Source organism: Streptosporangium sp. NPDC049644 (assembly GCF_040675205.1).
GTDB lineage: Bacteria > Actinomycetota > Actinomycetes > Streptosporangiales > Streptosporangiaceae > Streptosporangium > Streptosporangium fukuiense.
This window is the reverse complement of record NZ_JBFAOJ010000151.1, coordinates 1-13,142: the sequence shown is the minus strand read 5'-3', so window position 1 is coordinate 13,142 and position 13,142 is coordinate 1. Positions and strand designations below refer to the sequence as shown.

The following is a 13,142-nucleotide window of genomic DNA, read 5'->3' as shown; positions in this document are numbered from 1 at the left end:
TTGTCACCGACGTTCTTCGGTGACAAGGGCGGCCCGCCCGCCCCGCTCTCGCGCATGCTTTCAGGGACTCAGCTCCTCGCCACCGTGAAGGACAGGGCCCCACGCTGCGATTCCGGTGAAAAGCAGGCCGTCCTCTCACCGAAATGTCGCTTACAGCTCTTAGGCTGGCCACTGTGTTGTTGATCGATCTCGCGCGCACCTCGGCGGCCGTGGCCGCCGGCTCCGCCCGGCTGGCGAAGACCGCTCATCTCGCGGAGCTGCTCGGCCGGGTCGAGCCGGACGAGGCGGAGATCGCCATCGCCTACCTCTCCGGAGAGCTGCCGCAGCGCAACGTCGGCGTGGGCTGGACGAGCCTGCAGGATCCGCCCGAGCCCCGGCTGGCCGCCACCGCCACCCTGCGCGAGGTCCACGACCTCCTCGACCGGATCAAGGCCCTGGCCGGTCCCGGCTCGCAGAGCGCACGCAGGGCGCTCGTCGCCGAGCTGTTCGGCGCCCTCACCCGCCAGGAACAGGTCTTCCTGTCACGCCTGCTCAGGGGCGAGCTGCGCCAGGGCGCGCTCGAAGGGGTGATGATCGAGGCCGTGGCGAAGGCGGCCGGGGTGCCGGCCGCCGAGGTCAGGCGGGCGCTGACGCTTCGCGGCTGGCTTCCCGCCGTCGGTGCCGCCGCCCTGTCAGGCGGGGTCGAGGCGCTGCGCGCCTTTCGCCTGGAGGTCTGCCGGCCGGTGTCGCCGATGCTGGCCCAGAGCGCCACCTCCGTCGCGACCGCGTTCGGCAAGCTCGGCGGCCCGGTCGCCGTCGAGTGGAAGCTCGACGGGGTCAGGGTTCAGGCACACCGCTCCGGCGACCGGGTGTCCGTCTTCACCCGCGCCCTCGACGACATCACCACCCAGGTGCCCGAGCTGGTCGAGGCAGTGAGCGCCCTGCCCTCCAGCGACCTGGTTCTCGACGGCGAGGTCATCGCGCTACGCCCCGACGGCCGCCCCGAGCCCTTCCAGGTCACCTCCGGCCGCGTGTCCAGCCGCACCGACGTGCCGCGAGCCCGTGACAAGACCCCCTTGAGCGTCTTCTTCTTCGACGCGCTGCGGGTCGACGGCGCCGACCTGCTCGACCTGCCGGGCGCGGACCGTCACGCGGCCCTGGCCGCGGCCGTGCCCCCGGAGCTGGTGACCCCGCGCCTTGTCACCGGCGACGTCGCGGACGGCGAGGCGTTCTTCAAGGACGCGATCAGGGGCGGTCACGAGGGCGTGGTGGTCAAGTCGCTCCTGACGCCCTACGCCGCCGGAAGGCGCGGAGCAGGCTGGATCAAGGTGAAGCCCCGGCACACGCTCGACCTCGTCGTCCTGGCCGCCGAATGGGGCCATGGCCGCCGCGAGGGCAGGCTGTCCAACCTGCATCTGGGCGCCCGCGACCCGCGAAGTGGCGGGTTCGTCATGCTCGGCAAGACCTTCAAGGGCCTGACCGACGAGTTGCTCGCCTGGCAGACCGACCGCTTCCTCGGCATCGCCGAGGGCCCCACCGACGGCTGGACGGTCACCGTCCGCCCCGAGCTGGTCGTCGAGATCGCCTTCGACGGCGTGCAGCAGTCGAGCCGCTACCCCGGCGGCATGGCTCTGCGCTTCGCCAGGGTCATCCGCTATCGCCCCGACAAGACGGCGGACCAGGCCGACACCGTCGACATGGTCCGCTCCCTCATGCTCTGACGCCTCCCGGCCTCCACCGGGTCACTTCACGAGGCGCAGCGTGAGGGGGTAGCGGAAGTCTCCGTCGCCCATCGCCGCGACGCCACCGATGACGGACAGCACCACGCCGCCGATCCAGAGCAGCGGCGTCAGGACGACGCCCACCACCGTGATCGCCAGCACGATGGTGGCCGCGATCAGCGTCAGCTGGAAGTTGAGAGCCTCCACCGCGTGTGCCCGGATGTAGGGCGAGGTCTTGCCCGCGGTGAGCATCAAGACCAGCGGGCCGAGGATGGGCAGGCCGGCCAGCGGGAGCATGTGCGCCGCCGCCGCGCCCAGACGCTCCGCTCCGGTGTCGCCGCCCCGCCTGCCGAGGTGCCCGCGGTGGCCGTACGCCGCCTGGGGTGTGACCGGCTGGAACACGGGCCGGACCGGCTGCGTACCGTACAGCTCGTTCATGATCGGCATGAGGTCACCGTGCACGCGGGCCGTCATCGCCCGCTCCAGCCTGTCGTCGAACTCGACTTTGTCGAGCCTTCCCTCCGCATAGGCGGCCTGGACGTGCTCGACCACCCGCTCACGATCCTGGTTGCCGACCCTGAGCTCCGCGTAACCGGACCCGGGACCGCCCACCGGCACTCCCCCGTGCCACTGACCCGCCGATGCCGTTGTGCCTGCCATGAGACCGATACCCTTTCGTCGCCTCTTCGACCTCAATGCTCGTCCAGATTGTCGGCCCGGTATATCAGGATGAACCCCTATAGGCCCCTGAAACCGACCCTTGGCCTTCCACCGCGGATCGAGCAGGAGAGGTATACAAAGAGACATGAGATGGCGAGATCGCTATGGGTTGAGGCGCAAACGCGGGCCGAAAATCGCCAAGTTCGACCGCGACGCCACCGATGCCGACATCGAGGCGCTCATCGCCTTCGCGAAGTCACGCCGGGGCGTGGAGTTCTACGTCGAGCCGGAGACATTCGCGACCGACACCACGGCGATGGCCGTCGCCGACGACGGCGAATGGACCCGGCGCCGGGTCGGTTCCCCCGCCGTGATCCGCAAGGTGGCCCGCGACCTGGCCCTGCCCGTCTACGACGTGCAGCTGACCGGCTATCCCCCCCGGATGAGGGCCTACAACGAGCGCCAGAAGCGCGCGGAGAGCTGAGCCAGGAACCCGGTGGTCGCATCGTGCGCGGGGCCACCGGGTTCTTCCAGCAACGCGGCCATCGGGAGCAGCCAGGCCATCTTGGGGCTGCCCATCTCCTGATCCAACTCCTCGGGGCTGGGCATCCTGTCGTTGAGGGCGTGTGGCGGGACCAGGTGGTGGATCGCGTGCATGAGCAGGTGGGCCATCGAGTATCCGGGATCGGCCTCGAGCGCCCGGGTGAGGGCGACGCCCGCCAGGGCGGAGTCGCCCCGCCGCCAGGCGACCAGGCCGAGCAGCGAGGCGGCCGGGGGCACGAACCTCGGCTCCAGCCTCCGGGTGAGGTCGTGCCAGAGCTTGAGATGCGCGTCATGACCGTCGTCGGTGACCAGTGCCCACGCCTCGTCGCGAATTCTGATCACCGCCAGGTCGAGCCCCAGCCTGGCCGCCTGGTCGTCGTCGAGCCGGCCGCCCGAGGCGCAGGTGGCGATCGCCTCGCGGACCCTGGCCACCCCCTCCGCGACGAACTCCACCGCGAGCTCGTCGGCGTCACGGCATCCGGCGAGCCTGCCGCTCAACTCAGCCATGAGGCGGCCCGTCGCCTCCCGCATGGCCACCCGCGCGGACCCGGTGACCGGGTCGACTGAGCGCTCCAGCGCCTGCCTGTCCGGCCACGCGACCAGTCCGTGCAGGATCGCCTCGGCCGCGACGACGGTGGCCCGCCGCTCGTACGGCACACCTTCGACGGGACAGCAGTCCGTCCGTGCGCAGCCGTACGACCAGTAGCGGCCGTCCTCCACCCGGAGCGCGTCGACGACGGTGAGACCGCCTCCGCGGAACAGCGCGCCGGCCTCGTCGATGGCCGGGGTCACCAGCGGGCCCGGACCGTAGCCGACCATGACGACCTGCGTGACGTCCTCCTTCCGGAACAGCGGAACGATGCCGCCGAGGCCGCCGGACGCCAGGGGCAGGTCCCATCGGACGGTGAGGTGCAGCCTGCTCCTGGGCAGACCGCCCGTGAGGCCGATGACGACCAGGCTCTCCGCGGGATGGAACCCCAGCAGGTAGGGAACCGCGCCCAGGATGTCCTCGGTGGAGCCGAGCAGGAGCTGAGGCCGGGAAGCGGGCGGAAACGGGGACTCGGGCGAGTCCGGGCTCTCTGTTGTCATGGCCGGAAGCCTCCCGGACCCGCTCCCGTGTCCTTCGGCCCGAACTCCTTTCTGTGGACGGAGCGTGCGGCCGTCCACAGCCGGGCTGACCCCGATCACCGGACCGTCCCCCTCAGCACCGTCGCCCCTGCCCCGACCGCCGGCGCCCGGGCGCTTCCTCAGGCGCCTCTCATCCCGTCCGCTCCGCCGGCAGGAGGGCCGGGGTCAGGCGGGTGCGGACCATGATGGCCGCGCCGGCCACGGCGGGAGGCATCGCGATGATCGCGACGAACGGGACGAGGAAGAGCAGGAAGAGCAGGACCCCGAAGCCGAGCGCGGGGGCCTTGTTCGCGCGGAGCAGGCCGAAGCGGCTCTTGCGCGCCAGTCCCCTGCGTTCCAGGGCCAGTGCGGTCAGCTCGATCGTGAGGAAGAAACCGGAGACCAGGGCGCCCAGCACCGGAACCACCGTCTGCCCGAGCACCGGCACGAAGCCGAGGAAGAACAACGGGATCGTGAACAGCAACAGCCAGCCGAGGGTGACCACGCTGTCCCTGATGGATCGGGGGATCGACTTCCACAGCGGGAGTTCGTACCCTGTCGGCACCTCCCCGTAGGTCTCCTCCACCTTCTCGGAGAGCTTCTCGTAGAAGGGGTCGCCCAGGATGAGGGTGACCGCCGTGAAGGTCACCACGGCCAGGACCACCCCCGCACCGAAGAGCGTCAGTCCGACCAGCGCGCGCAGCGCGGTGCGGGCCCCCTCGCCCCACCCGTCGGCGAACGGCGTGCCCCACGCGGCGATGTCCAGCGCGTTCTTGCCGAGGAAGTAGAGGCCGACCGCGTAGAGGACGAACGCGATCAGCGCCGGGACCAGCCCGAACAGCCACCAGCGCGGATATCGCGCGACCCAGCGCAGTCCCTGGAAGAAGAACCCGATGCCGTCCAGAAAGGAGCGGAAATGACCCATGGCGGAAGATTATCGGGATCGGCCGTCAACCGGGACTGCTCCTCATCGCCCGGATGCCGACGAAGCGGACGTGGACCGGGTCCGTAGGTCAGGCGCGCTGCCAGAGGCCGGACACGGAGACGCCGAGCGCCGCGAAGAGGCGGCGGAGCAGGGGCAGGGAGATGCCCAGGACGTTGCCGTGGTCGCCGTCGATGCCGTCGACGAACCAGCCGCCGCGGCCGTCCAGGGTGAAGGCCCCGGCCACCTGGAGGGGCTCGCCGGTGGCGACGTAGGCGGCGATCTCGTCGTCGGTGGCGGTGCCGAAACGCACGACCGTCGCGCCCACCTCCGCCACCTCGCGTCCGTCCGCGGCGTCGATCACGCAGTGGCCGGTGAGCAGACGGCCCTCGCGGCCGCGCATGCCCCGCCAGCGGGCGACCGCCTCCGCCGGGGAGGACGGCTTGCCGTAGGCCCGGCCGTCGAGCTCCAGCACCGAGTCACAGCCGATGACCAGACCGTCGGTCAGGCTCTCGGCCACCACGGCCGCCTTCGCGCGGGCCAGCGCGAGGCAGAGTTCGCTCGGGCTGTCGGCGGTGACGGCCTCCTCGTCCACACCGCTGACGATCACTTTGGGATCGAGTCCGGCGCTGCGGAGCAGGGTGAGGCGGGCGGGGGACGCGGAGGCGAGAACGATCTGGGTCACGCCGATCGAGCCTAGCGCGGCCCCGGCCGTCCCCTCGCCGCGAGCGGGGGCCCGCGCAGGCCGGGCCTCCGGTCAACGGCCGCGGGCAGCGCACCCGGGCGGCGGCTCGCAGGTCAGGTGCGGGGCGAGGGCGAGGGCGGGAGTCGCGGAGGCGGTCCCGGAGGGGGAGGTTCGGGGGCGGCGCCCTGCGGAAGGCCGGCCGCGGCGTACGCCTCCGCCTCGCCGAGGGTCTCGTGCTCCAGCAGGGCCGCGACGATGCCGTCCAGGCGCTCACGGTTCTCCGCCAGGACCGCCAGGGCGACCTCATAGCACTCGTCCACGATGCGCCGGACCTCCTGGTCCACCGCGGCGAGGGTGTCGGGGGCGGCGGCGGGCTGGCCGTCGCCGGCGCCGGGCAGCACGCTCAGCGGGCCGATCCTGGAGGACATGCCCCAGCGGCCGACCATGCCGCGGGCGATCACGGTGACCTGCTCCAGGTCGTTCTCCGAGCCGGTGGTGATCACCCCGTAGACGACCTGTTCCGCCGCCATGCCTCCGAGGGCACCGGTGATCCGGTCGCGCAGGTATTTCTCGTCGTAGGCGTACTTGTCGGTGTCGGGCGTGGAGAGTGTTACACCGAGCGCCCGCCCACGCGGAATGATCGACACCTTCCTGACCGGGTCGGCGCCGGGCTGGAGCATGCCGAGGAGCGCGTGGCCGGCCTCGTGGTAGGCGGTGCGTCTGCGCTCTTCCTGCGGGATCACGACGGCGCGGGCCGTGCCGAGCAGGATCTTCTCCAGCGCGTCGGCGAAATCGGGGGTGCGCACCTTGTCGTGGCCGCGCTTGGCGGCGAGCAGCGCCGCCTCGTTGACCAGGTTGGCCAGGTCGGCGCCCGTCATGCCGGGGGTGGTCCTGGCCAGCCGCTCCAGGTCCACGTCGGCGGCGAGCGGGACGCCCCTGCTGTGGACCCGGAGGATCGCCAGCCGGCCCTCGACATCCGGCACCGACACCACGACGGTACGGTCGAACCGGCCTGGACGGAGCAGCGCCGGGTCGAGGACCTCCGCCCGGTTGGAGGCGGCGATCACGATGACGCCCTCGGAGCCGGTGAAGCCGTCCATCTCGGTGAGGATCTGGTTGAGAGTCTGCTCGCGCTCGTCGTGGCCACCGATGGTGCTGCCGCCGCGGACCCTGCCGATCGCGTCGATCTCGTCGATGAAGATGATCGACGGCGCGACCTTGCGGGCCTCGTCGAACAGCTCGCGCACCCGCGAGGCGCCGACCCCCACGATCATCTCGATGAACTCCGAGGCGCTCGCCGAGAAGAAGGGCACGTCCGCCTCGCCCGCCACGGCGCGGGCGAGGAGTGTCTTGCCGGTGCCCGGTGGCCCGGTGAGCAGTACCCCCTTGGGCAGCTTCGCCCCCAGCCTCCGGTATTTGTCGGGGTCCCTGAGGTAGTCGACCACCTCGGCCACCTCGTTCTCCACCTCGTCGATGCCCGCGACGTCGTCGAAGTCGACCCGGACCTTGGCCGGTTCCACCGGCTTGGCCGCCTTCGACCTGCCGAGCCCGCCGAGGCCGCCCATCCCGCCGCCCATCGCGGACGCCGAGCGCCGTATGAACCAGATCCACAGCCCCGCCAGCAGCAGGACCGGCAGCAGGGAGAGCAGCAGGTTGGACAGGAAACTCCGGCCGCCGACAGGCTCGGCCTTGATCTTCACGCCCGTCGCGGTGAGCTGCCGGTAGAGGGCGGCCTGGTCGGCGAAGACCGGTATCTCGGTGGAGAACCTGTCGTACTCGGCGTTGCCGCTGTCGGGGTCACGGGCGGGCTTTTTGAGGGTGCCCTGGATCGAGGTACCGGTGGCGTATATGTCCTTGACGTTCCCCGCCCGCACCTGATCGGTGAACTGGGTGTAGGAGATCGGCTCGGTGGCCTCGCCGAAGAACGAGGAGACGATGAAGAAGCCCGCGTAGACGATGAACATGGTCACCAGGAAACGCACCCAGTTGATCCTCGGACGCTGCGGGGCGGGCGGCCCGTCGGGCAGTCCCTCGGACCGCCAGGGCTTGGATCCGCGCTGCTCGTCGGCCGTGTCCTGGTCAGGCCCCCTGCGCTCCCGAGACGCCGGTCGCTTCAAGACTTCCCCCTCGACGGCTGGGGGAGCCTGCCCGGTCGGACACCCGGGGCACCCGGCTCGGTCCGGGCTCTCGAACCGAGGCCGTCCTCCGCCTGCGCCCCGAACCCGGAACCTCGCGCCCGGCGAGCGGACGGGAGGCCGTCGCGTGTGGCGATGGAGCGGCTTGCCGTGAAATTCCCCCGAGTTTCACCAGATCACATAGATATAGCGATTCCTGCCCAGATGGGCTTACTTCAATCTGAGGGAGGAGACCGCGGTGTTGATATCACGCCAGCGCTTGCCCTGGGTGTCGGGGATCGTCACGAAGAGCATCGCGGGCTTGGAGCCGGGAGCCTCGACCACGGCGACGGCGGCCATGGAGGAACGCGCCTTGTTCTTGATCTTGTACTTCACCCGGTAGGCGAGCAGCCAGCCGTCCTTGATCGGCTGCGAGGCGACCCACCCGATCCTGCTGCCCTTGGGGTGGTGGTTGAGTGTCCACCGGGCCGCCAGCAGCGCGGTGTCCTTCGCCTTTCGCTGTACCAGGATCGGCACCGGACAGCTCACGAGCATCGCCCTGTGCGCGATCCCCTTCACCTTGGGCAGCACCTGCTTGGTGGAGAACGGCGACGCGCCGAAGACCTTCCAGGGCTTGCCGAAACGAATCAGCGACACCCCCGACCTGTCGTCCTCGATGCGGCGCTTGCTCTTGTACGCCTTGCCGGGGAGCCGGCCGAGCCGCTTGTCACGCGGCAGTTCGGGCACCCGGGGGTCGGCGAGGGCCGCGATGACGGCGCTGCGGTCGGGTGCCGGCTCCCAGTCCTCGGGCGAGGGGGACGGATCGGCCGTCTCGGCAGGACTCTCCGACGGGGACGCCTGCTCCGACGCCGAGGCCGACGCCGACACCGAGGCCGACACCGAGGCCGACACCGAGGCCGACACCGAGGCCGACGGCTCCGGCGAGGGTGGACCGGGCGAGGGTGGCGCGGCAGATGGCGCGGCGATCTGCCCCGTCTTTCCCCCGCCCGGTTGATCTGAGGAGCCCGAGGAGATGAAACCGACCACGGCCGCGACGGCGGCCAGGACCAGTGCGACGCCCACGGCCAGGATGCGGTAGATCACTCGCATCGGCAGGTCGCCGATACGGGACCGCTTCACCGGTGAGTCCGACGGTTTCGGGGAGCTCTTCACCACGATTTTCGGCAACTCCGACGTCTCCGCCTCGGCGGTCACATATGTCGGCGTGGGACCCGTCTCCCGGGTCCCCTGAGTCCCACCCAACCCATCGAGCACGATCGGGAGCGTACGACAAATCCGGTTTTCCTGTGCGGGATCCCCATCACACTTCGGGAACGAGTACCTTCCACATCGACCCACCCGGTGGTCGTGGCCTGGCCGCCCGTCCCCTCGGGACAGGGAGGAGATCAGACCTTCGAAGACGCCTGTTTCCTGGTGATGACCACCGACATGATCGCGGCGGCGAAGCAGAGCAACCCCGCGGCGTACCAGGCGAGATCGTAGGCGCCGAAGTGGTCACGGGTGACTCCCGCGGCGACCGCGGCGACCGCCGCGCCGATCTGGTGGGAGGCGAAGACCCAGCCGAACACCACGGCCCCGTCGGGACCGTAGATCTGGCGGCACAGGGCGACGGTCGGCGGGACCGTGGCCACCCAGTCGAGGCCGTAGAAGATGATGAAGACCAGCATGCTGGGCTCGGCGGTGGCCCCGAACAGGCTTGGCAGGGCCATCAACGAAAGGCCCCGCAGCCCGTAGTAGGCACCGAGGAGGACGCGCGAGTCGATCTTGTCGCTCAACCACCCGGACGCCACGGTGCCGACCACGTCGAAGATCCCGACCAGCGCGAGCAGCCCGGCGGCGACCGGCTCGGCCATGCCGTGGTCGTGGGCAGCGGGGATGAAATGGGTGCCCACCAGGCCGTTGGTGCTCATCCCGCAGATCGCGAACCCCCCTGCGAGCAGCCAGAAGGGGCGCGTGCGCGCGGCACTCCGTAGCACGCCGAGGGCCCGCGAGGCGGCACCACCGGTCCGCGCGGGCCGCACGGCCGGGGGTGCGGCGGGGTCGGCGCCCAGGGCCGTGGTGCCCACGTCCTCAGGCCGGTCACGCAGCAGGAACCAGACCAGGGGGACCACTGCCAGAGCCGCGACGGCGACCGTGACGGCGGCCGACCGCCAGCCGCTGTCGGCCGCCAGGTGCGCGAGGACGGGCAGGAAGACGAGCTGCCCGGTGGCGCCGCCCGCGGTGAGCACACCGGTGACGAGGCCGCGGTGCCGGACGAACCAGCGTTCGGTGAGGGTCGCGGCGAAGACCAGGGCCATCGAACCGGTGCCGAGGCCGACCAGGACACCCCAGCACAGGACGAGCTGCCAGGGGGCGTTCATCAGGATGGTCAACCCGCTGCCCGCGGCGACCAGCAGCAGGGCGTACGTCACGACCCTGCGCATTCCGAAACGGTCCATGAGCGCTGCCGCGAAGGGCGCGGTCAGCCCGTAGAGCATGAGATTGACCGAGACGGCCAGCGAGATGGTGCCCCGGGACCAGCCGAACTCCTCCTGGAGCGGTGTGATCAGCACGCCGGGCGTCGCCCGGAACCCGGCCGCGCCGAGGATGGCCACGAACGCGACTCCCGCCACGATCCAGGCGCGGTGCAGCTTACGTTCGGGCGCCCGAAGAGTCGTTGTCATGCGCCCCATAATCGGGGGGCGAAACACTCCGCGCGAGTGGCCCGAGTGCCAATATCCACAAGGATCGGGCCATGTTCCCTCCGGATTACCGCCGCTTTTCCCTGTGCGAGCGCCCTTCCGTACGCGGGCACACCGAGAGCTCGGTAATGGCCATCTCACATACTGGGAGAATTCGCTCAAAGGTTCTGTTTTTTCTATTCTCGTCAACTGGGGTCTCGCATCCGGCATGGTCACGGAGAGACGCGAGGCCGGTCTCCGATCCCGCGCGGCCACCAGGGAGCGACGACACTCGCGCTCCACGGGGCCGATACGGGACCGGCCGGAGAACGGGCGATCGAAGGAGTGGTGCCGTGTTCCACAGGCGAAGGTCGGCAGGGTTCCTGGCACTGCTGGCGTGCGGCTCGCTCCTGCTCGGCGCCTGCGCGAGCGCCGATCCGACGGACGACCCGACGGCATCGGGCTCGGAGCCGAGCCAACCGGCCGAGACCATCACCTACGCGTACGAACAGGAGTTCCACTCCTACAACAACAACACCACCGCCGAGAACGCCACGCGCAACGCGGCGCCCCTGCAGCGGGTGCTCACGGGTTTCTGGTTCTACGGTGACAAGGGCGCGATCGTCCCCGACAAGGACTTCGGAACCTACGAGAAGATCTCCGACGACCCGCTGAGCGTCAGGTACACCATCAACGCCAAGGCGGTCTGGTCCGACGGCACCCCCATCGACTGCGACGACGTCATGCTGTGGTGGGCCTTCCGGTCCGGCAAGGTCAAGGGCTTCGCCTCAGCCGACACCAACGGCGTCCAGGACACCGAGATCCCCGACTGCGAGAAGGGCGGCAAGGAGTTCACCCTGGTCTACGACAAGCCGTTCGCCGACTGGGTGGCCGGCGGCCCCGGCGCGACCGAGATGCTGCCGGCCCACGTGGTCGCCGAGCAGGACGGCCTGTCCGAGGAGGACTTCATCGCGGCGGTCAAGAACACCGACTCGAAGAAGCTCGCCGAGGGCATCAAGTTCTTCAACGACGGCTGGGTCTCCGAGGGCAGGTTGCCCGAGGCCAGGCTGATCCCCTCCTCGGGACCGTACAAGCTCTCCAAGCTGGACGCCGGGCAGCGGCTGACCCTCATCGCCAACGACAGGTGGTGGGGCACCCCCGCCGCGACTCCGACGATCGTCGAGCGTTTCATCACCCTCGACGAACAGGCGCAGGCGCTGCAGAACCGCGAGGTCCAGATCGTCGAGCCCCAGCCGGGACCCGAGGTGCTCAAGCAGTTGCAGTCCCTGCGGGGGGTGAAGGTCAGCGCCTCCGACAAGTACACCTACGAGCACCTGGACTTCAACTTCCACTCCAGCCCGTTCCGCGACAGAAGGTTGCGCGAGGCGTTCGCCAGATGCGTGCCCAGGCAGCTCATCGTCGACCATCTGATCAAGCCCGTCGCCCCCGCGGCCAGGCCCCTGCAGGTTCGCACCGTGGCCCCGTTCCAGGCCAACAGTGCCGCGGTCGTGGCCGCCAGCGGCAGCGCCGACGTGTACATGCGGCAGGACATCGCGGGGGCCAGGGAACTGCTGCGGAAAGCCGGCCAGACGGGGCTGGAGGTCAACATCGGCTACCAGACCCCGAACCCGCGCCGCACCGCGGCGGTGCAGCTCATCATCGACTCCTGCAACAAGGCCGGATTCAAGGTCGTCGACAAGGGCTCCGAGGATTTCCTGGGCACCGTGATGCCGACCAACGGCTACGACGTGGCGCTGTTCGCCTGGTCGGGTTCGGCCCTGGTCAGTGGCTGGGCCTCCAGCTTCACCTCGCCGCAGAAGTGCGACGCCCACAGCAAGGGCAACAACAACGGCTGCTACTCCAGCAGGCGGGTCGACCTCCTCATCAAGGAGTTGAACTCGACCGTCGACCTGGCCGCCCAGGACCCGATCATCGGTGAGATCGAGAAGCGACTCTGGGACGACCTGGCCACCATCCCGCTGTTCCAGCATCCGGGACTCAGCGCGTGGGACGAGACGCTCCAGAATGTCGTCCCGAACCCCGCGCAGTCGACCATCACCTGGAACATGGACAAATGGCGCCTTTCCTAGGGTGTTCCCTCCTCGCCGCCGCGGCCATGGATGGAGGGCCCCATATCTGTCATTAGATGACAGGTACGGGTGCCAGGGTGAGCACAAGAGCCGAGACTTCCAGAGGGAGCCCACATATGCCTCGTGCCACCGGAACCTTCACCATCGACAGCTGGGATCCGCATCCCTACGACGAGGCCGAAGGCGCCACGCTCTCCCGCGTCCACATCACCAAGACCTTCGACGGCGACCTGGCCGGCACCAGCACCACGGACATCATCACCGCGATCGCCCAGGTCGAGACATCGGCGGCCTACGCGGGCTTCGAGCGCTTCACCGGCACCGCGCACGGCCGCAAGGGCACCTTCGTGCTCCACCACACGGCCACGGCGCACGCCACGGAGTCGGAGCTGAGCTGGACGATCCTGCCCGACTCGGGCACCGGGGAACTACTGGGCATCCGGGGCGGAGGGCAGATCGTCAACGACGACAGCGCCCACTCCTTCCACCTCGACTACGAGCTCGGCTGAGAGCGATTCGCCCGGAGAAACACCGAAGGGCGGCCGCCTGGCCGCCCTTCGGTGAGGAGTGGAGCTATGGGGATTCGAACCCCAGACCTCCTCACCCAATGGGGGCCGCCGGGGCCCCCGTCGGAGCTCGG

Annotated in this window: 11 protein-coding genes; 4 read left to right on the top strand and 7 right to left on the bottom strand. The window is 70.0% G+C overall.

Annotation, left to right across the window (positions count from 1 at the left end):
• Positions 1 to 173 precede the first annotated feature (173 nt).
• Positions 174 to 1,700, top strand: coding sequence for an ATP-dependent DNA ligase (locus AB0J58_RS41990; RefSeq protein WP_364226803.1), 1,527 nt, complete (start codon positions 174 to 176; stop codon positions 1,698 to 1,700).
• A 21-nt stretch (positions 1,701 to 1,721) separates the two neighbouring features.
• Here AB0J58_RS41990 and AB0J58_RS41985 read toward each other — a convergent pair whose 3' ends face one another.
• Positions 1,722 to 2,312 (bottom strand): DUF1707 and DUF4870 domain-containing protein, encoded by a 591-nt coding sequence (locus AB0J58_RS41985; RefSeq protein WP_364226800.1) that lies wholly within the window; start codon positions 2,310 to 2,312, stop codon positions 1,722 to 1,724.
• Positions 2,313 to 2,505: 193 nt separating this feature from the next.
• Here AB0J58_RS41985 and AB0J58_RS41980 point away from each other — a divergent pair, with 193 nt between their 5' ends.
• Positions 2,506 to 2,844, top strand: a complete 339-nt coding sequence (locus AB0J58_RS41980; RefSeq protein ID WP_343980210.1) for a hypothetical protein — start codon at positions 2,506 to 2,508, stop codon at positions 2,842 to 2,844.
• Here the strand turns inward: AB0J58_RS41980 and AB0J58_RS41975 are convergent.
• The 6 genes from AB0J58_RS41975 to AB0J58_RS41950 all read right to left on the bottom strand — a co-directional run bounded on the left by AB0J58_RS41975 (position 2,811) and on the right by AB0J58_RS41950 (position 10,415).
• Complete coding sequence (locus AB0J58_RS41975) at positions 2,811 to 3,992, bottom strand: DUF4192 domain-containing protein (RefSeq protein WP_364226797.1); 1,182 nt, start codon at positions 3,990 to 3,992, stop codon at positions 2,811 to 2,813. The two genes, AB0J58_RS41980 and AB0J58_RS41975, sit on opposite strands and share 34 nt — an antisense overlap.
• Positions 3,993 to 4,161: 169 nt before the next feature.
• Positions 4,162 to 4,935, bottom strand: coding sequence for an EI24 domain-containing protein (locus tag AB0J58_RS41970; RefSeq protein WP_364226795.1), 774 nt, complete (start codon positions 4,933 to 4,935; stop codon positions 4,162 to 4,164).
• 88 nt (positions 4,936 to 5,023) lie between these two features.
• On the bottom strand, positions 5,024 to 5,617 hold the full coding sequence (locus AB0J58_RS41965) for a nucleoside triphosphate pyrophosphatase (RefSeq protein ID WP_364226793.1): 594 nt from the start codon (positions 5,615 to 5,617) through the stop codon (positions 5,024 to 5,026).
• A gap of 113 nt (positions 5,618 to 5,730) precedes the next feature.
• Positions 5,731 to 7,734: an ATP-dependent zinc metalloprotease FtsH gene (gene ftsH, locus AB0J58_RS41960; protein ID WP_364226790.1), complete on the bottom strand. Its 2,004-nt coding sequence runs from the start codon at positions 7,732 to 7,734 to the stop codon at positions 5,731 to 5,733.
• Between the two features lie 228 nt (positions 7,735 to 7,962).
• Complete coding sequence (locus AB0J58_RS41955) at positions 7,963 to 9,006, bottom strand: hypothetical protein (RefSeq protein ID WP_364226787.1); 1,044 nt, start codon at positions 9,004 to 9,006, stop codon at positions 7,963 to 7,965.
• 131 nt (positions 9,007 to 9,137) lie between these two features.
• A complete protein-coding gene (locus AB0J58_RS41950; RefSeq protein WP_364226785.1) occupies positions 9,138 to 10,415 on the bottom strand; it encodes an MFS transporter in 1,278 nt (425 codons plus the stop codon).
• 350 nt (positions 10,416 to 10,765) lie between these two features.
• Here AB0J58_RS41950 and AB0J58_RS41945 point away from each other — a divergent pair, with 350 nt between their 5' ends.
• Together AB0J58_RS41945 and AB0J58_RS41940 are read left to right on the top strand one after the other, a co-directional pair.
• Positions 10,766 to 12,502: an ABC transporter family substrate-binding protein gene (locus AB0J58_RS41945; RefSeq protein ID WP_364226782.1), complete on the top strand. Its 1,737-nt coding sequence runs from the start codon at positions 10,766 to 10,768 to the stop codon at positions 12,500 to 12,502.
• Between the two features lie 116 nt (positions 12,503 to 12,618).
• On the top strand, positions 12,619 to 13,011 hold the full coding sequence (locus tag AB0J58_RS41940; protein ID WP_364226780.1) for a DUF3224 domain-containing protein: 393 nt from the start codon (positions 12,619 to 12,621) through the stop codon (positions 13,009 to 13,011).
• The last annotated feature ends 131 nt before the right edge of the window (positions 13,012 to 13,142 follow it).

What these genes read in the sequence shown, in the direction of transcription:
- AB0J58_RS41970 (WP_364226795.1), bottom strand. Translation starts at nt 4,935, where the DNA reads ATGGGTCATTTCCGCTCCTTTCTGGACGGCATCGGGTTCTTCTTCCAG.
- AB0J58_RS41980 (WP_343980210.1), top strand. Translation starts at nt 2,506, where the DNA reads ATGAGATGGCGAGATCGCTATGGGTTGAGGCGCAAACGCGGGCCGAAA.
- AB0J58_RS41940 (WP_364226780.1), top strand. Translation starts at nt 12,619, where the DNA reads ATGCCTCGTGCCACCGGAACCTTCACCATCGACAGCTGGGATCCGCAT.
- AB0J58_RS41950 (WP_364226785.1), bottom strand. Translation starts at nt 10,415, where the DNA reads ATGACAACGACTCTTCGGGCGCCCGAACGTAAGCTGCACCGCGCCTGG.
- AB0J58_RS41975 (WP_364226797.1), bottom strand. Translation starts at nt 3,992, where the DNA reads ATGACAACAGAGAGCCCGGACTCGCCCGAGTCCCCGTTTCCGCCCGCT.